General features: G+C 60.3%; 17 protein-coding genes. 15 read left to right on the top strand and 2 right to left on the bottom strand.

What is annotated here, in order from left to right:
* The first annotated feature begins 132 nt into the window (after positions 1 to 132).
* The 3 genes from rpmE (at position 133) to ACEN9A_RS01350 (ending at position 2,626) form a co-directional block, all read left to right on the top strand.
* A complete protein-coding gene (gene rpmE, locus ACEN9A_RS01340; RefSeq protein WP_018929146.1) occupies positions 133 to 351 on the top strand; it encodes a 50S ribosomal protein L31 in 219 nt (72 codons plus the stop codon).
* A 35-nt stretch (positions 352 to 386) separates the two neighbouring features.
* Entirely contained in the window at positions 387 to 1,178 is a 792-nt protein-coding gene (locus ACEN9A_RS01345; protein WP_258672091.1) for a thermonuclease family protein, read from the top strand.
* 179 nt (positions 1,179 to 1,357) lie between these two features.
* A complete protein-coding gene (locus ACEN9A_RS01350; protein ID WP_204123936.1) occupies positions 1,358 to 2,626 on the top strand; it encodes a malic enzyme-like NAD(P)-binding protein in 1,269 nt (422 codons plus the stop codon).
* Positions 2,627 to 2,758: 132 nt separating this feature from the next.
* On the opposite strand, the gene ACEN9A_RS01355 is transcribed toward ACEN9A_RS01350, so the two are convergent.
* The gene (locus ACEN9A_RS01355) at positions 2,759 to 5,197 is read right to left on the bottom strand and encodes a penicillin-binding protein 1A (protein WP_408981114.1); all 2,439 of its coding nucleotides are present in this window, start codon (positions 5,195 to 5,197) and stop codon (positions 2,759 to 2,761) included.
* A 217-nt stretch (positions 5,198 to 5,414) separates the two neighbouring features.
* Here ACEN9A_RS01355 and ACEN9A_RS01360 point away from each other — a divergent pair, with 217 nt between their 5' ends.
* From ACEN9A_RS01360 to hemE, 11 genes are all read left to right on the top strand, one after another.
* Positions 5,415 to 6,479 carry a pilus assembly protein PilM gene (locus ACEN9A_RS01360; protein ID WP_019581855.1) on the top strand — a complete coding sequence of 355 codons (1,065 nt, stop codon included), beginning with the start codon at positions 5,415 to 5,417 and terminating at the stop codon, positions 6,477 to 6,479.
* Positions 6,479 to 7,045, top strand: a complete 567-nt coding sequence (locus ACEN9A_RS01365) for a PilN domain-containing protein (RefSeq protein ID WP_019650784.1) — start codon at positions 6,479 to 6,481, stop codon at positions 7,043 to 7,045. The genes ACEN9A_RS01360 and ACEN9A_RS01365 overlap by 1 nt, the downstream gene beginning before the upstream one ends.
* Positions 7,042 to 7,665, top strand: coding sequence for a type 4a pilus biogenesis protein PilO (gene pilO / locus ACEN9A_RS01370; RefSeq protein WP_019581857.1), 624 nt, complete (start codon positions 7,042 to 7,044; stop codon positions 7,663 to 7,665). Before ACEN9A_RS01365 ends, pilO begins: the two co-directional genes overlap by 4 nt.
* A complete protein-coding gene (locus ACEN9A_RS01375) occupies positions 7,662 to 8,189 on the top strand; it encodes a pilus assembly protein PilP (RefSeq protein WP_258672094.1) in 528 nt (175 codons plus the stop codon). Before pilO ends, ACEN9A_RS01375 begins: the two co-directional genes overlap by 4 nt.
* Positions 8,190 to 8,202: 13 nt before the next feature.
* Entirely contained in the window at positions 8,203 to 10,278 is a 2,076-nt protein-coding gene (locus ACEN9A_RS01380) for a type IV pilus secretin PilQ (protein ID WP_258672095.1), read from the top strand.
* A 4-nt stretch (positions 10,279 to 10,282) separates the two neighbouring features.
* Positions 10,283 to 10,801 carry a shikimate kinase AroK gene (aroK, locus tag ACEN9A_RS01385; RefSeq protein WP_019581860.1) on the top strand — a complete coding sequence of 173 codons (519 nt, stop codon included), beginning with the start codon at positions 10,283 to 10,285 and terminating at the stop codon, positions 10,799 to 10,801.
* Positions 10,802 to 10,951: 150 nt separating this feature from the next.
* Positions 10,952 to 12,052, top strand: a complete 1,101-nt coding sequence (aroB, locus tag ACEN9A_RS01390) for a 3-dehydroquinate synthase (protein ID WP_019581861.1) — start codon at positions 10,952 to 10,954, stop codon at positions 12,050 to 12,052.
* Between the two features lie 10 nt (positions 12,053 to 12,062).
* On the top strand, positions 12,063 to 13,676 hold the full coding sequence (locus tag ACEN9A_RS01395; protein ID WP_019650780.1) for an AAA family ATPase: 1,614 nt from the start codon (positions 12,063 to 12,065) through the stop codon (positions 13,674 to 13,676).
* A gap of 349 nt (positions 13,677 to 14,025) precedes the next feature.
* Positions 14,026 to 18,471 carry a glutamate synthase large subunit gene (gene gltB, locus ACEN9A_RS01400; protein WP_258672097.1) on the top strand — a complete coding sequence of 1,482 codons (4,446 nt, stop codon included), beginning with the start codon at positions 14,026 to 14,028 and terminating at the stop codon, positions 18,469 to 18,471.
* 33 nt (positions 18,472 to 18,504) lie between these two features.
* Positions 18,505 to 19,923 carry an FAD-dependent oxidoreductase gene (locus ACEN9A_RS01405; RefSeq protein ID WP_007936832.1) on the top strand — a complete coding sequence of 473 codons (1,419 nt, stop codon included), beginning with the start codon at positions 18,505 to 18,507 and terminating at the stop codon, positions 19,921 to 19,923.
* Positions 19,924 to 20,076: 153 nt separating this feature from the next.
* Positions 20,077 to 21,144, top strand: a complete 1,068-nt coding sequence (gene hemE, locus ACEN9A_RS01410) for a uroporphyrinogen decarboxylase (protein WP_018928609.1) — start codon at positions 20,077 to 20,079, stop codon at positions 21,142 to 21,144.
* Positions 21,145 to 21,214: 70 nt separating this feature from the next.
* Here hemE and ACEN9A_RS01415 read toward each other — a convergent pair whose 3' ends face one another.
* Positions 21,215 to 22,489 carry an MFS transporter gene (locus ACEN9A_RS01415; RefSeq protein ID WP_258672098.1) on the bottom strand — a complete coding sequence of 425 codons (1,275 nt, stop codon included), beginning with the start codon at positions 22,487 to 22,489 and terminating at the stop codon, positions 21,215 to 21,217.
* Positions 22,490 to 22,607: 118 nt separating this feature from the next.
* Between ACEN9A_RS01415 and ACEN9A_RS01420 the strand changes: the two genes are divergently transcribed.
* Positions 22,608 to 23,504: a LysR family transcriptional regulator gene (locus ACEN9A_RS01420; RefSeq protein ID WP_086944120.1), complete on the top strand. Its 897-nt coding sequence runs from the start codon at positions 22,608 to 22,610 to the stop codon at positions 23,502 to 23,504.
* The last annotated feature ends 136 nt before the right edge of the window (positions 23,505 to 23,640 follow it).

Below are 23,640 nucleotides of genomic sequence, written 5' to 3' on the forward strand. Positions count from 1 at the left end.
GGGAGCCTAGCAGACGGTCGGTTTCAGTGACAGCTTGCGTGATCGGCATTGTCTGGTAGAATCCGCGGCCTAATTACGTGCGGTATTCAACAATAGTGTTGGGTGGCGGCACGCTAGCCTGAGGAAGACACCATGAAAGCTGATATCCATCCAGAATACCCAGCAGTTGCTGTTACCTGCAGCTGCGGCAACAAGTTCGAAACCCGTTCGACCTACGGCAAAGCCCTGGCGATCGACGTTTGCAACGAATGCCACCCGTTCTACACCGGTAAGCAAAAGACTCTGGACACTGGCGGCCGCGTTCAGCGTTTCGCAGACCGTTTCGGTGCTTTCGGCGCGAAAAAGGCCTAAGGCCGATCAACTTGGGAAGCCGTTACGGTTTTTCCATGCTGATAAAAAAGGCGTCCCTCGCGGGCGCCTTTTTTATGCCTGCGATTTGGCTTTCCGCTGCCCAGGCCTTCTGCCCGGCACCGAGCGGGCTGACGCCGGTTGTGGTGCAGCGGGTGGTGGATGGCGACACCTTGCGTCTGAGCGATGGGCGCAGTGTGCGCATGATCGGTTTGAACACGCCGGAGCTGGGCAAGCAGGGTCGTTCCGACGAGCCGTTCGCCGTGGCCGCGCGCAAACGCCTGGAAGCCCTGGTGGCCGCCAGCGACGGGCGGGTCGGTTTGCTGTCGGGTAAAGAAGGCAAGGACCATTACGGTCGCACCCTGGCCCATGTCTACAGCGTCGATGGCGCCAACCTCGAAGCGCAGATGCTTGCTGAAGGTCTCGGTTTTCAGGTCGCGGTAGCGCCGAACGTCGATTTGGTCGGCTGCCAGCAGGCGGCGGAACGCAGTGCTCGTCAGGCCGGCCTCGGGCTGTGGCGACAGTCACCTGTGCTGAAAGCGGAGCAGATCAACGCGTCCGGCTTCGCCGTGCTCAGTGGCCGTGTGAGCAAGGTTCAGCGCAATCGTGGCGGGGTTTGGATCGAGTTGCAGGATTCAGTTGTATTGCGGGTTGCACCCAATATGTTGGGCCAGTTCGATGGCGCATCGCTTGAAAGGCTCATAGGCAAGCAAATCGAGGCTCGTGGCTGGGTCGTGGATCGTTCGCGCCGTGGCGGACTGAAGCCCGGACAGGCGCGCTGGCTTTTGCCGCTGACCGATCCGGCGATGTTGCAGGTCGCACCGCAATAAAAATTGTAGACATTTATTCTGTAGATTGTGAACAGTCTATCCCTTGTATTCCGTGGCTCTTGGCCCAAAGTCGTAGGGCAGGGCGCTTGACAGGGGTGACTGGTCAGTCTTGTGGGGACTTTGCGACACGAGTATCCTCGGCGGTCCGTCTGTCCAACAGTAAAAAGCGGAATGCCCACATGTCTGATTTGAAAACTGCCGCTCTCGAATATCACGCCAATCCTCGTCCAGGGAAGCTGAGTGTCGAGCTCACCAAGGCCACTGCTACCGCCCGCGACCTGTCGCTGGCCTACAGCCCCGGCGTAGCCGAACCAGTACGCGAAATCGCCCGCGATCCTGAACTGGCCTACAAATACACCGGCAAAGGCAACCTGGTTGCAGTCATTTCCGATGGCACCGCGATTCTGGGCCTGGGTAACCTCGGTCCATTGGCTTCCAAGCCGGTGATGGAAGGTAAAGGTGTTCTGTTCAAGCGCTTCGCCGGCATCGACGTGTTCGACATCGAAGTCGACTCCGAAAGCCCGCAAGCCTTCATCGACACCGTCAAGCGTATCTCCATCACCTTCGGTGGCATCAACCTGGAAGACATCAAGGCACCTGAGTGCTTTGAAATCGAACGCGCTCTGATCGAGCAGTGCGACATTCCGGTATTCCACGATGACCAGCACGGTACCGCGATCGTGACCGCTGCCGGCATGATCAACGCCCTGGAAATCGCCGGTAAAACCCTGCCGGAAGCCAAGATCGTCTGCCTGGGCGCCGGTGCTGCCGCCATCTCCTGCATGAAATTGCTGGTGAGCATGGGCGCCAACATCGAAAACATCTACATGGTTGACCGTACCGGTGTGATCCACTCCGGCCGTGACGACCTGAACCAGTACAAGGCTGTCTTCGCTCACGCGACCGACAAGCGCACCCTGGCTGACGCGCTGGAAGGCGCTGACGTGTTCGTTGGTCTGTCCGGCCCGAACCTGCTGAGCGCTGAAGGCCTGAAGTCCATGGCGGCCAACCCGATCGTGTTCGCGTGCTCGAACCCGGATCCGGAAATCTCCCCGGAGCTGGCGCACGCCACTCGCAACGACGTGATCATGGCCACCGGCCGTTCGGACTACCCGAACCAGGTCAACAACGTACTGGGCTTCCCGTTCATCTTCCGTGGTGCCCTGGACGTTCGCGCCAAGCGCATCAACGAAGAAATGAAAGTGGCTGCCGCCAACGCCCTGCGTGAACTGGCCAAGCTGCCAGTGCCTCAGGAAGTGTGCGACGCCTACGGCGGCATCAAGCTGGAATTCGGTCGTGAGTACATCATCCCGAAACCAATGGATGCCCGTCTGATCACCGTGATCTCCGATGCCGTGGCCAAGGCTGCGATCGAGACCGGCGTGGCGACCCTGCCGTATCCGAAGAACTACCCGCTGAAAAGCGTGGATGACGTGTTCAACGGCTAAGCCGTTGTAGCGCTTCAGCCAAAGGCCCCGGCTCATTCTGAGTCGGGGCTTTTTTGTATCTGAGGGGTTTGCAGGCAGGCAATAAAAAGCCCCGCACTTCTTTCGAAGGCGGGGCTTTTTGGTGTGCGGCGATCAGAACAAATCGATCGGCGCCGCTTCGTCCGCTGGCAGCGGGCTGCCCGGCACATTGCCGTTACCCAGCTCATTCACCGACGGTGGCGTATCTTCGGCCTTGAACAGCTCAAAGTAGGCGCCCGGCGTGCTTGGAGTGGCTGCACGACCGCTGACCGGGTCGACCCGCAGGCTGAGGATGCCTTCAGGTTCCGGCTGGGTATGAGGCGGCTTGCCTTTGAGGGCGGCGCCCATGTAGTTCATCCAGATCGGCAGGGCGACGGTGCCGCCGAACTCGCGTTTGCCCAGGCTTTCCGGTTGGTCGAAGCCGGTCCAGACGGTGGTCACGTAATCGGCGTTGTAGCCGGAGAACCAGGCGTCCTTGGATTCGTTGGTGGTGCCGGTCTTGCCCGCAATGTCACTGCGGCCCAAGGCCAGTGCGCGACGGCCAGTGCCGAGCTTGATTACGTCCTCAAGCATGCTGTTGAGGATGTAGGTAGTGCGGCCATCGATGATGCGTTCGGCCACCGCTGGTGCTTGTGACACTGGCTGGGTGCCCGGCGCTTCGCCTGGGGTGGCGTTGACGGTGAAGGTATTGGCGGCCGGCACGGCGATGCCGTCGCTGACTACGTTGCCTTTCGGAACGCTCGGCGGGTTGGCAACGAACAGTGTGTCGCCGTTGCGGCTTTCGATCTTGTCGATGATGTACGGGGAAATCTTGTAGCCGCCGTTGGCAAAGGTGCTCCAGCCAGTGGCGATTTCCATTGGTGTCAGGGTCGCGGTGCCCAGTGCCAGGGACAGGTTGCGTGGCAGGTCCTGCTTGTTGAAGCCGAACTTGCTGATGTAGTCGATGGTGCGGTCGACGCCCAGCGCTTGCAGCAGGCGGATCGATACCAGATTGCGCGACTTGTAGAGCGCTTCACGCATGCGGATCGGGCCGAGGAAGGTGTTGGTGTCGTTCTTCGGGCGCCAGACCTTGTCCAGGTACTCGTCGACGAACACGATCGGTGCGTCGTTCACCAGGCTGGCGGCGGTGTAGCCGTTATCCAGGGCGGCACTATAGACGAACGGCTTGAAGCTCGAACCCGGCTGACGCTTGGCCTGCATGGCGCGGTTGTAGTTGCTCTGCTCGAAGGCAAAACCGCCGACCAGGGAACGAATGGCGCCGTTCTGCGGATCGAGGGACACCAGTGCGCCCTGGGCCTGCGGAATCTGGCTGAATTTGAGCGAATTGTCCGGCTGACGTTGTACGCGAATCAGATCGCCGACCTGCGCGACGTCCGACGGCTGCTTCGGATTGGCGCCCATGCTGTTGGTGTTCAGGAACGGACGGGCCCACTTCATGGTGTCCCAGGCAACATGCTCTTCGCCGGTGCGGGTCAGCACCTGCACGCCGTTCTTGTCGACCTGGGTCACGATCGCCGGCTCCAGGCTGCTGATGGTCCGCTGCTTGGTCAGTTCCAGGGTCCAGGCCTCTCGGGTTTTACCCGGCAGGCGTGACTCGGGGCCGCGATAACCGTGCCGTTGATCGTAGGTCATCAAGCCTTCGTGAACCGCGCTGTTGGCCATTTCCTGCAAGTCGCTCGGCACCGTGGTGGTGACGCGGAAACCTTCGGTGTACGCATCGCTGCCATAGCGACCGACCATTTCGGCGCGGGCCATTTCGGCGACGTACGGTGCGTTCACTTCCGGGGTCGGCACGTGATAGCTGGCGTTCAGCGGTTCGTTGATCGCCGCGGTGTAGTCGGCTTCGGTGATCTTGCCGAGCTTGTACATGCGCCCCAGGATCCAGTCGCGACGCTCCTTGCTGCGGGCCGGGTTGGCCAGCGGGTTGAAGCGCGACGGGGCTTTTGGCAGACCGGCGATCATCGCCATCTGCGCCAGGCTGACGTCACGAATCGACTTGCCGTAATAGACCTGCGCCGCTGCCTCGATGCCATAGGCGCGGTTGCCCAGATAGATCTTGTTGACGTACAGCTCGAGGATTTCGTCCTTGGTCAGCTGCCGTTCGATCTGCAGGGCCAGGAGAATTTCGGTGGTTTTGCGCGAGAAGCTGCGTTCGCTGCTCAGGAAGAAGTTCTTCGCCACCTGCATGGTGATGGTGCTGCCGCCGGACTGAATGTGTCCGCTCTTTACCAGCTGGGTGGCTGCACGCATCAGGCTGCTGGGATCGACGCCATAGTGGTTGGCGAAATTGTCGTCTTCCGCACTTAGTAACGCATTAATGAAATTTGGGGGAATGTCGGCGAAACGGATCGGCGTACGGCGCATTTCGCCAAATTCTGCGATCAACTTGTTGTCGCTGCTGTACACCCGCAAAGGAATCTGCAACTGAATGCTTCTCAGCGCCTCCACAGATGGCAATCCAGGGCTAAGGTAAAGAAAGGCGCCGCTCAGACCCAGGAGCAGTCCGCAGAAAACGGCGACGATGGACCAACCGAAGAATTTCAGCAGACGAATCAAGGCTTTTGGATATCCAGGGCAAAGAATGAATTAGGCATCAGGGTTCAGGCTATAAAGAGAATGACCCGCGCTTGCAGTGAAAGCGGAAAAACGCTCGGCATTATAAGCATTTTTCCGCAGGGAGCGTCATTTGCGCTTCTGTCAAGACGGGGGGTATTGAACGCAATGGATATTACAGAGTCCGTAACTCACGGATAGTCATAGGGAATTGGTAGTGCTAGGACTCTTCAATAAAAAAACCAATGCGCTTCTGGGGATCGACATCAGCTCTACGTCGGTGAAGCTGTTGGAGTTAAGCCGCCAAGGCGACCGTTATCGGGTCGAGGCCTATGCGGTCGAGCCGCTGCCCGCCAGTGCCGTGGTCGAAAAAAATATTGCCGAGCTCGAAGGCGTGGGGCAGGCCCTTGCGCGCGTGCTGCTCAAGGCCAAAACCAGCCAGAGGAACGTCGCCGTGGCGGTCGCCGGCTCGGCGGTGATCACCAAGACCATCGAGATGGACGCCGGTCTTTCCGACGACGAGATGGAAAACCAGCTGAAGATCGAGGCCGATCAGTACATCCCGTATCCGCTGGATGAAGTGGCGATCGACTTCGAAGTGCAAGGCGCGTCGGTGCGCAACCCCGAGCGGGTCAATGTGCTGCTGGCCGCCTGTCGCAAGGAAAACGTCGAGGTTCGTGAAGCGGCCCTGGCCCTGGCCGGGCTGACCGCGCGAGTGGTCGATGTCGAAGCCTATGCCCTGGAGCGATCGTTCGGCCTGCTGGCAACCCAGCTGGCCGCTTCTCAGGAGCATCTGACCGTGGCGGTGGTCGATATCGGCGCCACCATGACCACCCTGAGCGTGTTGAACAATGGGCGGATCATCTACACCCGCGAACAATTGTTCGGCGGCCGACAACTGACGGAAGAAATCCAGCGCCGTTATGGCCTGACGGTCGAGCAGGCAGGGTTGGCGAAGAAACAGGGCGGTTTGCCGGACGATTACGTCAGTGAGGTCTTGCAGCCGTTTCGGGATGCGTTGGTGCAACAAGTATCGCGCTCATTGCAGTTTTTCTTTGCCTCCGGCCAGTACAGCTCGGTCGATCACATTCTCCTGGCCGGCGGCACTGCCTCGGTCCCAGGGCTGGACCGGTTGATCGAGCAGCGTCTGGGGACGCCGACCCAGGTCGCCAATCCATTCTCTGACATGACCCTGAGCAGCAGGGTCAACGCCAGTGCCCTGGCGAGCGATGCGCCGGCACTGATGATCGCCTGCGGGCTGGCCCTCAGGAGTTTCGACTGATGGCACGGATCAATCTTTTACCCTGGCGTGAAGAGTTGCGCGAAGCGCGGCGCAAACGCTTTTTGCTGGCGTTGGTCGGTGTGCTGGCAGGGTCGGTGGGGGCACTGCTGATCACGGACCAGGTCATTAACAGCGCCATTGATCGACAAGTCGCGCGTAACGATTACATCGCCAAGCAGATTGCCGTGGTCGACGAGCGGATCAAACAGATCAGCGATCTGAAGGCTCGTCGCCAGCAGCTCGTCGAGCGCATGCGCATCATCCAGGACCTGCAAGGCAACCGGCCGATCAGCGGGAGGATCTTCGATCAGTTGGCGCGCACCTTGCCGGACGGCGTGTATTTCACCGAAGTGAAAATGGTCGGCAAGACCTTGTCCATCTCCGGCGCGGCGGAGTCCAACAATCGTGTTTCGGATTTGATGCGCAATCTGGATGCATCCGACTGGTTCGATGCGCCCAATCTCACGGAAGTCAAAGCGAACACCGCCGGTCAGCTGGATCAGGCCAATGTTTTTCAGTTGACCGTCCGTCAGACTCAGCCGGCAATTGTGGGGGTGGCTAAATGAGGCCGTCCGAATGGCTCGAAGGGTTGCGCCAGATCGACATCAGCGATCTGGACACCAACAACATGGGTTCCTGGCCAAGGGCGATCAAGGTCCTTGCGAGTGTTCTGCTGATGGTGCTGGTGCTGGCCCTGGGCTATAGCTTCCTGATCAGCGACCTGCAAAGCCACCTGGAACTCAAGCGTGAGGAGGAGTCGACGCTCAAGGAGCAGTTCGCGACCAAAGCCCACATGGCGGCCAATCTTGAGCTGTATACCCAGCAGATGAAGGAAATGGAGAATTCCTTCGGCATGCTATTACGGCAATTGCCCAGCGACACCGAAGTGCCCGGCCTGCTGGAGGACATCACCCGCACCGGCCTGGGCAGCGGCCTGGAATTCGAAGAGATCAAGCTGCTGCCGGAGGTCACCCAGCAGTTCTACATCGAACTCCCTATCCAGATCACCGTCACCGGCGCTTATCACGACCTGGCCACTTTCGTCAGCGGCGTGGCGGGGTTGCCCCGGATCGTCACCCTGCATGATTTCGACCTGGTGCCGGCCAATCCCGAAGGCGGTCCGAAGCTGCGCATGAGCATCCTTGCCAAGACCTACCGCTACAACGACAAGGGGTTGCAGAAATGAACCCGATTCGTTGCCTGTCGATGGTGATGTGCCTGGTCATCCTGGCCGGTTGTGGTGGTGACAATGGTTTCAGCGACATCGACGCCTACCTGAACGAAGTGCGCCTGCGAGCGCCCGGCAAGATTGAGCCAGCGCCGACATTCCAGTCTTATCCGACATTCACCTACAGCGCTGCCAACCTGCGCAGCCCGTTCTCCCGGCAGGTCAGAGTCGATCTGGCTGGCCAGAAGCACGGCTCGCGCAACGTCAAACCCGACCCCAATCGGGTCAAGCAGTACCTCGAAGGCTTCAACATCGAACAATTTGAAATGGTCGGCACAATCTCCAATGCCTCCGGCTCCTTTGCGCTACTGCGCGGGGCGGGCGGTGTGCATCGGCTGAAAGTCGGCGATTACCTGGGACGTAATGATGGGCGGATCGTCGCCATCAGCGCTTCGCAAGTCGATGTGGTCGAAATCGTTCCCGATGGCGAAGGTGCCTGGCTGGAGCGGCCGCGGACCATCCCTTTGAAAGAGCACTCATAGTGGAACTCGAACAATGAACAGGATTTTCTCAACCTTCGGTATTTCGCTATGGATAGCGTTTCTGTCGCCGTTGGTACAGGCGGCCAACCTCAAAGCGCTGGATGTCGCCGCGCTGCCTGGTGACCGTGTCGAGCTGAAGTTGTCGTTCGACGGGCCGCCACCGCAGCCGCATGGCTATACGACGGAGCAGCCTGCGCGGATTGCGCTGGACCTGCCGGGCGTTACCAGCCAACTGGCGAGCAAGAGTCGAGACCTGGGCAGCGGCAATGCCCGCAGCGCCACGGTGGTGGAAGCCAAGGACCGCACACGGCTGATCATCGGTCTGACTCAGCTGACTCCGTATAACGCACGCGTCGAAGGCAACAACCTGTTTGTGGTTGTCGGGCAGGCGGCCGGTAACAAGGCGTCCAAACCGATTGCCAGCGCACCACGCGCGGCCACGGCGGTACCCGCGCCCGCCAGAGCCAGTGCTCCCGTGGGCAAGGCTATTCGTGGCGTGGATTTCCAGCGTGGCACCCAGGGTGAAGGCAACGTGGTTATCGATCTGTCGGATCCGTCCATCGCCCCGGACATTCAGGAACGCGATGGCAAGATCATCGTCGGCTTCACCAAAACCCAATTGCCTGAGCGGTTGCGCGTCCGTCTCGACGTCAAGGATTTCGCTACCCCGGTGCAGTTCGTCAACGCCAGCGCCACGGGCGACCGGGCCATCATCAGTATCGAGCCCAGCGGCGCCTTCGATTATTCGACCTACCAGACCGATAACAAACTGACCGTCAGCATCCGGCCGATGACGGTCGATGACTTGCAAAAACGCAACGCCGAACGTTTTGCCTACAGCGGCGAAAAGCTCTCGCTAAATTTCCAGGACATCGATGTGCGCTCGGTGCTGCAACTGATCGCCGATTTCACCAACCTCAATCTGGTGGCCAGTGACACGGTGCAGGGCGGCATCACGTTGCGCCTGCAGAATGTGCCGTGGGATCAGGCGCTGGACCTGGTGTTGAAAACCAAAGGCCTGGATAAGCGCAAGATTGGCAATGTGTTGCTGGTAGCGCCGGCCGATGAAATCGCCGCCCGGGAGCGTCAGGAACTGGAGTCGCAGAAACAAATCGCCGAACTGGCGCCTCTGCGTCGCGAACTGTTGCAGGTCAACTACGCCAAGGCCGCGGATATCGCCAAACTGTTCCAGTCGGTGACCAGCGCCGAGGCGAAAGTCGACGAGCGCGGTTCAATCACTGTCGATGAGCGGACCAACAACATCATTGCCTACCAGACCCAGGACCGCCTCGACGAACTGCGTCGCATCGTTGCACAGCTGGATATTCCGGTGCGTCAGGTGATGATCGAGGCGCGCATCGTTGAGGCCAACGTCGATTACGACAAAAGCCTCGGCGTGCGCTGGGGCGGTTCGGTGCAGAAGGGTAATTGGAACGGCTCCGGGGTCAACGGCTCTTCGACCACCGTCGGCACGCCGGGCAGCACCAGCACCAACTCGCCGTTCGTCGACCTTGGGACTTCCTCCAACACCTCGGGGATCGGCATCGCTTTCATTACCGACAATGTGCTGCTGGATCTTGAGCTGACGGCCATGGAGAAAACCGGCAACGGGGAAATCGTCTCGCAGCCCAAGGTGGTCACGTCTGACAAGGAAACCGCGAAAATCCTCAAGGGCACCGAAATCCCCTATCAGGAAGCCAGCTCCAGCGGTGCCACTTCAGTGTCGTTCAAGGAAGCCTCGCTGTCCCTGGAAGTGACGCCGCAGATCACCCCGGACAACCGCATCATCATGGAGGTCAAGGTCACCAAGGACGAACCGGACTACCTGAACAAAGTGCAGGATGTACCGCCGATCAAGAAAAACGAGGTCAACGCCAAGGTATTGGTCAACGACGGCGAGACCATCGTGATTGGTGGGGTTTTCTCAAATACTCAGAGCAAGGTTGTAGATAAGGTGCCATTTCTCGGTGATGTGCCGTATCTTGGCCGCCTTTTCCGGCGTGACGTGGTTTCGGAGAAAAAATCCGAGCTGCTGGTATTTCTCACTCCGCGTATCATGAACAATCAGGCGATTGCTGTGAGTCATTGATTCTGTGCGAAATTTGATTCTTGTTGGACCGATGGGGGCTGGAAAAAGCACCATCGGCCGGTTGCTGGCCAAAGAGCTGCGCCTGCCGTTCAAAGATTCCGATAAGGAAATTGAATTGCGCACGGGCGCCAATATCCCGTGGATTTTCGATAAAGAAGGCGAGCCGGGCTTTCGTGACCGCGAGCAGGCGATGATTGCCGAGCTGTGCGCGTCCGACGGCGTAGTGTTGGCGACCGGTGGCGGAGCGGTAATGCGCGAAGCCAATCGTCGGGCGCTGCACGCCGGTGGTCGGGTGGTCTATCTGCACGCGTCTGTCGAGCAGCAAGTGGGCCGAACGGCTCGCGATCGCAATCGGCCACTGCTGCGCACCGCCGATCCGGCCAAGACCCTGCGGGACTTGCTGGCGATCCGTGACCCGCTGTATCGGGAAATCGCCGACCTGGTGGTGGAAACCGATGAGCGGCCGCCGCGGATGGTGGTGCTCGATATTCTCGAACGCTTGCAGCAGCTGCCGCCCCGTTAATGCACGGGGCGAAATGCGCTATCCTCGGCGTCCTGTCGCAGCCGCTCAAGGTTGTGGCGGATGGCTACCGGACGGCGTCACACCAGCAGACGCCATGGAATTCGTAAACTCAAGGCAGGACGCCTGATTCCATCTTCACTGTGGGGACACATGCAGACACTCAAGGTCGATCTAGGCGAGCGCAGCTACCCGATTCATATTGGCGAAGGTTTGTTGGATAAACCTGAGCTGCTGGCCCCGCATATTCGCGGGCGGCAGGTGGCGATCATCTCCAACGAGACCGTCGCGCCGCTCTACCTCGAGCGTCTGACCCGCAGTCTGGCGCAGTTTTCGGTCATTTCCGTGGTGCTGCCCGACGGCGAAGCCTTCAAGACCTGGGAAACCCTGCAACTGATTTTCGATGGCCTGCTGACCGCTCGGCACGACCGTCGCACCACGGTGATTGCCCTTGGTGGCGGCGTGATCGGTGACATGGCCGGCTTTGCGGCGGCCTGCTACCAGCGCGGCGTCGATTTCATCCAGGTGCCGACCACATTGCTGTCGCAAGTCGATTCTTCGGTGGGCGGCAAGACCGGGATCAATCATCCGCTGGGCAAGAACATGGTCGGCGCCTTCTATCAGCCCAACGTGGTGCTGATCGATACCGCCACCCTCAATACCCTGCCGGCCCGTGAACTGTCTGCCGGGCTGGCAGAAGTCATCAAGTACGGGCTGATCTGCGACGAGCCGTTCCTGACCTGGCTCGAAGAAAACGTCGATCGCCTGCGCGCCCTGGACCAGGCCGCCCTGACTTACGCCATCGAACGTTCCTGTGCGGCCAAGGCGGCAGTGGTGGGTGCCGACGAGAAAGAGACCGGCGTGCGTGCCACGTTGAACCTGGGGCATACCTTCGGCCACGCGATCGAAACCCATATGGGCTATGGTGTCTGGTTGCATGGTGAAGCAGTCGCTGCTGGCACTGTGATGGCTTTGGAAATGTCCGCGCGCCTGGGCTGGATCAGCGAAGAAGAGCGTGATCGCGGTATTCGCCTGTTCCAGCGCGCCGGCCTGCCGGTCATTCCGCCGGAAGAGATGACCGAAGCCGATTTTCTCGAACACATGGCAATTGACAAGAAAGTGATCGACGGTCGTTTGCGCCTGGTGCTGCTGCGCCACATGGGCGAAGCAGTGGTGACCGACGATTATCCGAAAGAGGTTTTACAGGCCACGCTGGGAGCGGATTACCGCGCCCTGGCTCAGCTTAAAGGTTAATAAGATCCCGATGACTAGTTTGCATGCCGACGAGGCTTTCCTCGGCCATTACCAGTTAAGTCATGACCCTTTCGCTCCACGGGTGCCTGGCTTCAAATTCTTCCCGGCCCAGCGCAAGCCGGTGCTGGGCCAGTTGCACCACCTGGCTCGCTACAGCCAGTTGCTGCTGGTGGTCACCGGCCCGCAAGGCAGCGGCAAAACCCTGTTGCGTCAGGCCCTGGTAGCCAGCACCAACAAACAGTCAGTGCAGAGCGTGGTGGTTTCCGCCCGTGGCGCCGGCGATGCCGCTGGCGTGCTGAATCAAGTGGCTCAGGCGCTGGACGTTGCCCAGGCCGAGATCGGTGCGATCCTGGCTCAAGTGGTGCAGCTTGCGCTCACGGGGCAGGAAGTCTATTTACTGGTGGATGACGCCGAGCAACTCGACGAGTCTGCACTGGAAGCCTTGTTGGCCCTGGCTGCCGGCGCGCCGGAAGGTCGTCCGCATGTATTCCTGTTCGGTGAGTCCTCGCTGATTGCTCAACTTGATGCGCTGAGCCTCGAGGAAGAGCGTTTTCACGTCATCGAATTGCAGCCCTACACCGAAGAAGAAACCCGCGAATATCTGGATCAGCGTCTCGAAGGTGCTGGCCGGGGAATCGAACTTTTCACCGCGGATCAGATCTCTGATATTCACGAAAGCTCCGACGGTTGGCCTGGCAACATCAACCAGGTTGCCCGCGATGCAATGATCGAAGCCATGATTGCCAGCCGCTCAGCGGTCAAGCGTCCAAGTATGGGGTTCAACATGCCGAAGAAACACGTATTGGCAATTTCCGCCGTCGTCGTGGTCGCGGTAGCTGCCGCCTGGTTGATGCCGGGTCGCAACAAAGCACCGACCACCGGCGCGCCTGCCAACGAACAAGCGCAACTGCCGTTGGGTCAGGGCACGCCAAAACCTAACAGTGGCGGCGCTCCCGCTGTGGAATTCGCCGGTAACACGCAACCGATGCCATTACCGCTGGTCGGTAACTCGCAGCCGGTGATGCGTGGTCCGTTGGCCGAAGCGGCCGGAGGCATTACCGAAGGCGATGATGGCGTACCGGTCGAAGGCTCCAGCGCCACACCGCCGACCGTGACCACCACTGCGCCACCGGCAGGCGTTCCAGCGGGGCCCGCGCCAACACCGGCCGCCAAGCCGACGCCTGCGCCGACTCAAATCGCGACCGCCAAGCCTGTCGCGCCTGTGACCAAGCCAGCGCCAGCGCCTGCACCGGCTGCCAAACCGGCTCCAGCGCCCGCCAAGCCGGCCGTCGTGGCCAAACCCGCCGAGAAACCAGCTGCCGTGGCCAAAGCCGCTGGTGGCAGCTGGTACGCAGGCCAGGCACCGGGCAGCTACGTAGTGCAGATCCTTGGCACCAGCTCCGAATCGACCGCGCAAAACTTCGTCAAGGAGCAGGGCGGCGAGTACCGTTATTTCAAGAAAGTGCTCAACGGCAAGCCGCTTTACGTCATCACCTACGGTAGCTTCGCCAACCGCGATGCAGCCGTTACTGCCATCAAGGCCTTGCCAGCGAAGGTTCAGGCTGGTAAACCTTGGCCTCGCACTGTCGCCAGCGTCCAACAGGAACTGGCAACAACTCGCTGAAGATTCGGCGGCCTTACCCAGGCCGCCTCTCCAAGCACCTCAAAATTTCTACAAGCGCATGCCGTCTCTACAGACCGCGTGCCTTGTGGTGTCTGCGTCACAGTAGTCTTTGAGTCGCTGCGGTCAAAATTAAAAAAGTTTTGACTAGCACAGCATATCGCTTTAAACCTTTCACAAATGCGACATAGATTTGCGACATTTCGTCGTCAAATTTGTGGGCCTCTGTGTCGGTGTGTACAATGACCTCCCTTTTGCCCCGCAAAGCTGGCGTACGTTCGGCGTGGATGGTAACTGGTTGAATTGAAAAGAAATTTGCCTCGAAAAGAGGCAGCCTGGTGAGAAAGTGTCTATGAAAGCAGGTCTGTACCAACCAGATGAATTCAAGGATAACTGCGGTTTTGGCCTGATAGCCCATATGCAGGGCGAGCCCAGTCATACCCTTTTGCAAACGGCCATTGAGGCCCTGACCTGCATGACCCACCGCGGTGGGATCAACGCCGACGGCAAGACCGGTGACGGTTGCGGTCTGCTGATTCAAAAGCCGGATGTGTTCCTGCGTGCCATCGCCCAGGAAACCTTCGGCGTCGAACTGCCCAAGCAATATGCCGTGGGCATGGTCTTCTTCAACCAGGATCCGGTGAAAGCCGAAGCCGCTCGCGAGAACATGAACCGCGAAATCCTGGCCGAAGGCCTGACCCTGGTCGGCTGGCGCAAAGTGCCGATCGACACCAGCGTCCTCGGCCGCCTGGCCCTCGAGCGCCTGCCGCTGATCGAGCAAGTGTTCGTCGGTGGTGAAGGCCTGAGCGATCAGGACATGGCGATCAAGCTGTTCAGCGCCCGTCGTCGTTCGTCCGTGGCCAACGCCGCCGATGTCGATCACTACATCTGCAGCTTTTCCCACAAGACCATTATTTACAAAGGCCTGATGATGCCGGCGGATTTGACCGCCTTCTATCCAGACCTGAGCGACCAGCGCCTGCAAACTTCGATCTGCGTGTTCCACCAGCGCTTTTCGACCAACACGCTGCCGAAATGGCCGCTGGCGCAGCCGTTCCGCTTCCTTGCCCACAACGGCGAAATCAACACCATCACCGGCAACCGCAACTGGGCGCAGGCCCGTCGCACCAAGTTCACCAATGATCTGATGGATCTGGATGAACTCGGCCCGCTGGTGAACCGTGTCGGTTCCGACTCCTCCAGCATGGACAACATGCTCGAGCTGATGGTCACCGGTGGCATCGACCTGTTCCGTGGCGTGCGGATGATCATTCCGCCTGCGTGGCAGAACGTCGAAACCATGGACCCGGACCTGCGTGCGTTCTACGAATACAACTCGATGCACATGGAACCGTGGGACGGCCCGGCTGGCGTAGTAATGACCGATGGTCGCTACGCGGTGTGCCTGCTCGACCGTAACGGCCTGCGTCCGGCGCGTTGGGTCACCACCAAGAACGGCTTCATCACCCTGGCGTCGGAAATCGGTGTCTGGAACTACCAGCCTGAAGACGTGATTGCCAAGGGGCGAGTCGGCCCTGGCCAGATCTTTGCCGTGGACACCGAAACCGGTCAGATCCTCGACACCGACGCCATCGACAACCGCTTGAAGTCCCGTCATCCGTACAAGCAATGGCTGCGCAAGAATGCCCTGCGCATTCAGGCGACCATGGAAGACAACGACCACGGTTCGGCGTTCTACGACGTCGATCAGCTCAAGCAGTACATGAAGATGTACCAGGTCACGTTCGAAGAGCGCGACCAAGTGCTGCGTCCGATCGGCGAGCAAGGCTACGAAGCAGTCGGCTCGATGGGCGACGATACGCCGATGGCCGTGCTGTCCCAACGCGTGCGTACGCCGTACGACTATTTCCGTCAGCAGTTCGCGCAGGTCACCAACCCGCCGATCGACCCGCTGCGCGAAGCCATCGTCATGTCGCTGGAAGTCTGCCTCGGTGCCGAGCGCAACATCTTCCAGGAGTCGCCGGAACACGCCTCGCGCGTGATCCTCAGCTCGCCGGTCATTTCTCCGGCCAAGTGGCGCTCGCTGATGAACCTCGATCGCCCAGGCTTCGAGCGTCAGATCATCGACCTCAACTATGACGAGAGCGTCGGTCTCGAAGCCGCGGTGCGTAACGTCGCCGATCAGGCTGAAGAAGCCGTTCGCGCCGGTCGCACCCAGGTCGTACTGAGTGACCGTCACATTGCTCCGGGCAAGCTGCCGATCCACGCTTCGCTGGCGACCGGTGCCGTGCACCACCGCCTGACCGAAAAAGGCCTGCGTTGCGACTCCAACATTCTGGTGGAAACCGCGACCGCTCGTGATCCGCACCACTTCGCGGTGCTGATCGGTTTCGGCGCCTCGGCGGTCTACCCGTTCCTGGCCTATGAAGTGCTGGGCGACCTGATCCGTACCGGTGAAGTGCTGGGCGACCTCTATGAGGTGTTCAAGAACTACCGCAAAGGCATCACCAAGGGCCTGCTCAAGATCCTGTCGAAGATGGGCATCTCGACCATCACGTCGTACCGCGGTGCGCAGCTGTTCGAGGCCATCGGTCTGTCCGAAGAAGTCTGCGAACTGAGCTTCCGTGGCGTGCCAAGCCGCATCAAGGGTGCACGTTTCGTCGACATTGAAGCCGAGCAGAAAGCCCTGGCGGCCGAAGCCTGGAGCCCGCGCAAACCGATCCAGCAGGGCGGTCTGTTGAAGTTCGTCCACGGTGGCGAATATCACGCCTACAACCCGGACGTGGTCAACACCTTGCAAGCCGCTGTGCAGCAGGGTGACTACAGCAAGTTCAAGGAATACACGTCACTGGTGGATAACCGCCCGGTGTCGATGATCCGCGACCTGCTCAAGGTCAAGACCCTCGACACGCCGTTGGATATCAGCGAAGTCGAGCCTCTGGAATCGGTGCTCAAGCGCTTCGACTCCGCTGGTATTTCGCTGGGCGCTCTGTCGCCGGAAGCCCACGAAGCCCTGGCCGAAGCCATGAACCGCCTCGGTGCGCGTTCGAACTCCGGCGAAGGCGGCGAAGACCCGGCGCGCTACGGCACCATCAAGAGCTCGAAAATCAAGCAGGTCGCCACTGGCCGCTTTGGTGTGACTCCGGAATACCTGGTCAATGCTGAAGTGCTGCAGATCAAAGTCGCCCAGGGTGCCAAGCCCGGCGAAGGTGGTCAGTTGCCAGGCGGCAAGGTCAACGGTCTGATCGCCAAGCTGCGTTACGCAGTGCCGGGTGTGACCCTGATTTCGCCTCCGCCGCACCACGACATCTATTCGATCGAAGACTTGTCGCAGCTGATTTTCGACCTGAAACAAGTCAACCCGAATGCGCTGGTTTCGGTGAAACTGGTGGCAGAAGCGGGCGTCGGCACCATCGCGGCCGGTGTGGCCAAGGCCTACGCGGACTTGATCACCATCTCCGGCTACGACGGCGGCACCGGTGCATCGCCACTGACCTCGATCAAATACGCGGGCGCACCGTGGGAACTCGGCCTGGCCGAAACCCACCAGACCCTGCGTGGCAACGACCTGCGCGGCAAAGTCCGGGTACAAACCGATGGTGGCCTGAAAACCGGCCTCGACGTGATCAAGGCCGCGATCCTCGGCGCTGAAAGCTTCGGCTTCGGCACCGCGCCAATGATCGCCCTGGGTTGCAAATACCTGCGTATCTGCCACCTGAACAACTGCGCCACCGGCGTTGCGACTCAGAACGAGAAGCTGCGCAAGGATCACTACATCGGGACCGTCGACATGGTGGTGAATTTCTTCACCTACGTCGCCGAAGAAACCCGTGAGTGGCTGGCCAAGCTGGGCGTGCGCTCCCTCGAAGAGCTGATCGGCCGTACCGATCTGCTGGAAGTCCTCGAAGGCCAGACCGCCAAGCAGAACCACCTGGACCTGACTCCGTTGCTCGGCAGCGATCACATCCCGGCAGACAAGCCTCAATTCTGCCAGGTCGACCGCAACCCGCCGTTCGACAAAGGCCTGTTGGCCGAGAAAATGGTCGACATGGCCACCTCGGCAATCAATGACCTGAGCGGTGCCGATTTCGCCCTGGATATCTGCAACTGCGACCGCTCCATCGGCGCGCGGATCTCCGGTGAAATCGCTCGCAAGCACGGCAATCAGGGCATGGCCAACGCGCCGATCACCTTCCGCTTCAAAGGCACGGCGGGTCAGAGCTTTGGCGTGTGGAACGCTGGCGGCCTGAACATGTACCTGGAAGGCGATGCCAACGACTACGTCGGCAAAGGCATGACCGGCGGCAAACTGGTCATCGTTCCGCCGAAAGGCAGCCTCTACAAGACTCAGGACAGTGCCATCATCGGCAACACCTGCCTGTACGGCGCCACCGGCGGCAAGCTGTTCGCCGCCGGCACCGCGGGCGAGCGTTTCGCGGTGCGTAACTCCGGTGCTCACACTGTGGTGGAAGGCACAGGCGATCACTGCTGCGAGTACATGACCGGTGGTTTCGTCTGCGTTCTGGGCAAGACCGGTTACAACTTCGGCTCAGGCATGACCGGCGGTTTCGCCTACGTGCTCGACCAGGACAACACCTTCGTTGACCGGGTCAACCACGAACTGGTGGAAATCCAGCGGATCAGCGGTGAGGCGATGGAAGCCTATCGCAGCCACCTGCAACGCGTGCTGAACGAATACGTCGAGGAAACCGACAGCGAGTGGGGTCGTAACCTCGCTGAAAACCTCGATGACTATCTGCGTCGTTTCTGGCTGGTCAAGCCCAAGGCTGCCAACCTGAAATCGTTGCTTTCCAGCACCCGTGCCAACCCGCAGTGATATGCGCCTGAAGAGTTTGATGAGGTTTTAACTATGGCTGAACGTCTGAATAACGACTTCCAGTTCATCGATGTCGGGCGCAAGGATCCGAAGAAGAAACTGTTGCGTCAACGCAAGAAAGAGTTCGTGGAAATCTACGAACCGTTCAAACCCCAGCAGTCGGCCGACCAGGCCCACCGCTGCCTGGGTTGCGGTAACCCGTATTGCGAATGGAAGTGCCCGGTGCACAACTTCATTCCCAACTGGCTCAAATTGGTGGCCGAGGGCAACATCCTCCAGGCCGCCGAACTGTCGCACCAGACCAACACCCTGCCGGAAGTCTGCGGCCGGGTGTGTCCTCAGGATCGTCTGTGCGAGGGTGCCTGCACCCTCAACGACGGTTTCGGTGCGGTGACGATCGGTTCGGTCGAGAAGTACATCACCGACACCGCGTTCGCCATGGGCTGGCGTCCGGACATGTCCAAGGTCAAGCCGACTGGCAAGCGTGTTGCGGTAATCGGTGCGGGCCCTGCGGGCCTGGGCTGTGCCGACGTACTGGTGCGTGGCGGTGTGACGCCGGTGGTGTTCGACAAGAACCCGGAAATCGGCGGTCTGCTGACCTTCGGCATTCCTGAGTTCAAGCTGGAAAAGACCGTGCTGAGCAATCGCCGCGAAGTCTTCACCGGCATGGGCATCGAGTTCCGCCTGAACACCGAAGTGGGCAAGGACGTGACCATGGAACAACTGCTCGAAGAATTCGATGCGGTCTTCATGGGCATGGGCACCTACACCTACATGAAGGGCGGCTTCGCCGGCGAGGACCTGCCGGGCGTGCACGATGCGCTGGACTTCCTGATCGCCAACGTCAACCGCAACCTGGGCTTTGAAAAGTCGCCGGAAGATTTCGTCGACATGAAAGGCAAGAAGGTGGTGGTGCTGGGCGGCGGCGACACGGCGATGGACTGCAACCGTACCTCGATTCGTCAGGGCGCCAAGGCGGTGACCTGTGCCTATCGTCGTGACGAAGCGAACATGCCGGGCTCGCGCAAAGAGGTGAAGAACGCCAAGGAAGAAGGCGTGAAATTCCTCTACAACCGCCAGCCGATCGCAATCGTCGGTGAAGACCGTGTCGAAGGCGTGAAGGTGGTCGAGACCCGTCTCGGCGAACCGGACGCCCGTGGCCGTCGCAGCCCCGAGCCGATCCCGGGTTCCGAAGAGATCATCCCGGCCGACGCCGTGGTCATCGCGTTTGGTTTCCGTCCAAGCCCGGCGTCGTGGTTCGAGCAGTTCAGCATCCAGACCGACAGCCAGGGCCGCGTCGTGGCGCCGGAGCAAGGCCAGTACAAGCACCAGACCAGCAACCCGAAAATCTTCGCCGGTGGCGACATGGTGCGCGGTTCCGACCTGGTGGTGACGGCGATCTTCGAAGGCCGCAATGCCGCTGAAGGGATCCTGGATTACCTGGGCGTTTAACCCTCCACTGATCGTTCCCACGCTCTGTGTGGGAACGATCTTTCGATGCCGAAACCGCGACAAATTGACCCGATAGACAAAAGGATCGGCTCTCGCCGTGCCTTTTGCGTCGCGCTCTGAGAAAATGCCCGCACTTTTTTTCCGGATGCCGACATGACTGCCCTGAAGAACGACCGTTTCCTCCGCGCCCTGCTCAAGCAACCCGTAGACGTCACCCCCGTGTGGATGATGCGCCAGGCCGGCCGCTACCTGCCTGAATACCGCGCCAGCCGTGCCAAGGCCGGTGACTTCATGAGCCTGTGCATGAACCCGGCGTTCGCGTGCGAAGTCACGATGCAACCGCTCGACCGCTATCCGCAACTGGATGCGGCGATCCTGTTCTCCGATATCCTGACCATCCCCGATGCCATGGGCCAAGGCCTGTACTTCGAGACCGGCGAAGGTCCGCGCTTCAAGAAAGTCGTCAGCACCCTGGCTGACATCGAAGCCTTGCCGATTCCTGATCCACAGAAAGACCTCGGCTATGTGATGGACGCCGTCAGCACCATCCGCCGCGAACTGAACGGCCGCGTGCCGCTGATCGGTTTTTCCGGCAGCCCATGGACCCTGGCCACCTACATGGTCGAAGGCGGTTCGTCGAAAGACTTCCGCAAGACCAAGGCCATGCTCTACGACAACCCGCAAGCCATGCACCTGCTGCTGGACAAGCTCGCGCAGTCGGTCACCTCGTACCTCAATGGCCAGATCCTGGCCGGCGCGCAAGCGGTGCAGATCTTCGACACCTGGGGCGGCAATCTCTCGGCGGCGGCGTATCAGGAATTCTCCCTGGCCTACATGCGCAAAATCGTCAGCGGGCTGATCCGCGAACACGAAGGCCGCAAAGTGCCGGTCATCCTGTTCACCAAGAACGGCGGCCTGTGGCTGGAAAGCATCGCCGACGCCGGCGCCGATGCGCTGGGCCTGGACTGGACCTGTGACATTGGCGAAGCCCGCCAACGCGTCGGCAACAAAGTCGCCCTGCAAGGCAACATGGACCCGACCGTGCTTTACGCCAAGCCAGAAGCCATCCGCGCCGAAGTCGGCCGGATCCTCGCCAGCTACGGCAAGGGCAGTGGCCACGTGTTCAACCTCGGCCATGGCATTACGCCGGAAGTTGATCCGGAGCATGCCGGTGCATTCCTGCGCGCGGTGCATGAGCTGTCGGCGCAGTATCACGAGTGATCGTCACCCGATAAAAAAAACGCCCGGCATTTGCCGGGCGTTTTTGCATCAAGATCAAAAGATCGCAGCCTTAAGCTTTCAAATTCTCCAACGGCGGCAACTTCGCCAATTTCAACGCCACCAACAGCGCAATCACCAGCAATCCGCTGATGAACAGCCCGATCCCGTTCCAGCCACCCAGATGCCAGGCCATGCCGCCCGCCGTCCCCGCGATACTCGACCCGGCGTAATAGCTGAACAGGTACAACGACGTTGCCTGCCCCTTGGCCTTGGTCGCGCGACGACCGATCCAGCTGCTGGCCACCGAATGCGCGCCGAAGAAGCCGAAGGTGAAGACCAGCATGCCGAAGATCACTACTGGCAGGGGCGTAAACATCGTCAACGCAAGGCCCGCGAGCATCACCACAATGGTTGCCCAGAGCACTTTGCGCCGGCCGAGCTGGTCGGCCAGGGCGCCGATTTTCGCCGAGCTGTAGATGCCCGACAGGTACACCACCGAGAGTAGCCCGACGAAGGCCTGGTCCATGTGATACGGCTCGGCCAGCAGGCGATAGCCGATGTAGTTGAACAGGGTAACGAACGCACCCATCAGCACGAACGCTTCGACAAACAGCAGCGGCAGGCCGGCGTCGCGAAAGTGCATGGTGAAGCCGTCGAGCAGGCTACGCGGGTGCAGCGAGCGGGCGTGGAAATTGCGCGACTCGGGGAGGATTTTCCAGAACACCGCAGCGGCAATCAGCGCCAGGCCGCCGATGACCAGCATTGCCGTGTGCCAGCTGACGAAGTCGATCAGCACCCCGACGATCAAGCGTCCACACATGCCGCCGATGGCGTTGCCACCGATGTACAAGCCCATGGCCAGGCCGATGTGCTGCGGGTGAATTTCTTCACTCAGGTAAGTCATTGCCACCGCCGCCAGACCGCTGAGCGACAGCCCGACCAGCGCCCGCATCACCAACACGCCTTGCCAGCTCGGCATCATCGCACTGGCCATGGTGCAGAGTGCGGCGGCGAACAGTGCGGCGACCATCACCGGTTTACGCCCGATGCGATCGGAGATGGGGCCGGTGATCAGCAAGCCGATGGCGAGAAGGCCGGTGGCGACCGACAGGATCAGGCTGCTCTGGGCCGCATTGATGGAAAACTCGCGGGACAGCAGCGGCATCATCGGCTGCACGCAGTAGAGCAGGGCAAAGGTCGCGAAGCCTCCGGAGAACAGCGCCAGCACCGTGCGCATAAACATCGGTGTGCCTTTCTCGATGTAGATCTCGTTGTGTTCAGCGACGACATCATTCAGCGCGGCGGGCGGGATTTCATGGGCGAGTGGGGCGACAGCAGTTTTCACTTCGGACCTCGGAGGACGCAGCCGGTCAGGCAATGAAAAAATCATATAGCTGGCTAATGTTTCTATCCAATATATTATTCGACCTGTTTGATAGGTTTAACGACCTAATGGAGTTTTCATGGAATTGCGTCACCTGCGCTACTTCATTGCCGTCGCCGAAGAACTGCATTTCGGCCGCGCCGCCCAAGTGCTGGGCATCTCGCAGCCGCCGCTGAGCCAGCAGATTCAGGCGCTGGAACAGGAAGTGGGGGCGCGTCTGTTCGAGCGGACCAATCGTCGGGTCGAGCTGAGTGAGGCCGGTCGGCTGTTTCTGGAAGAGGCGCGGCTGGTGCTGGCGCAGGTCGACAAAGCGGCGGATGTGGCTCGGCGGGCACAACTTGGTGAATTGGGTGAACTGAAGATCGGCTTCACCTCGTCGGCGCCGTTCAACTCGACCATTCCCCAGGCGATTTTCTCGTTTCGCCAGCGCTTCCCGGCGGTGCACCTGAACCTGCGGGAAATGAGCAGCACCCAAGTGGCCGATGCGCTGGTGGACGAGTCGATCGAGGTCGGCATCATGCGACCGTTGGGCTTGCCGGACTCCCTCAGCGTGGTGGAACTGATGCGTGAGCCATTGGTGGCGGTGCTCAGCTCCAAGCATCCGCTGGTGGATGGCAGCGAAGAAGGTCTGTTCCTGTCCGCTCTGGCCCTCGAGCCGTTCGTATTTTTCCCGCGCAGCTATGGCAGCGGTCTGTACGCACAACTGCTCACTCTGGCGCGGGACGCCGGCTTCAGCCCGCACTTTGCTCAAGAGGCTGGCGAGGCGATGACCATCATCGGGCTGGTGGCGGCGGGTTTGGGGGTATCGGTGTTGCCGGCGTCTTATCAGCGGATGCGTATCGATGGTGTGGTGTATCGGCCGTTGCTCGATCCGGAGGCGATTTCGGCGGTGTGGCTGGTGCAGCGCAAGGATCAGAAGTCGCCGATGGCCAAGGCGTTTGTGGAGTTGTTGACGCGTAAGGTTGAAGGGAAGTGAAAGCGAGCAAATCACCGCACTCAGGACACTTCAAGTAATGGATCCGTCCTAGTGATTTATCTGAGTTTTACGCAATCAAAGCCGCGGTACGCAACGCTCTTGGCCTGTGATGCCATCAGAGGTGGCACAGTTGGGC

It is taken from the genome of Pseudomonas sp. Pseusp18 (assembly GCF_059506005.1).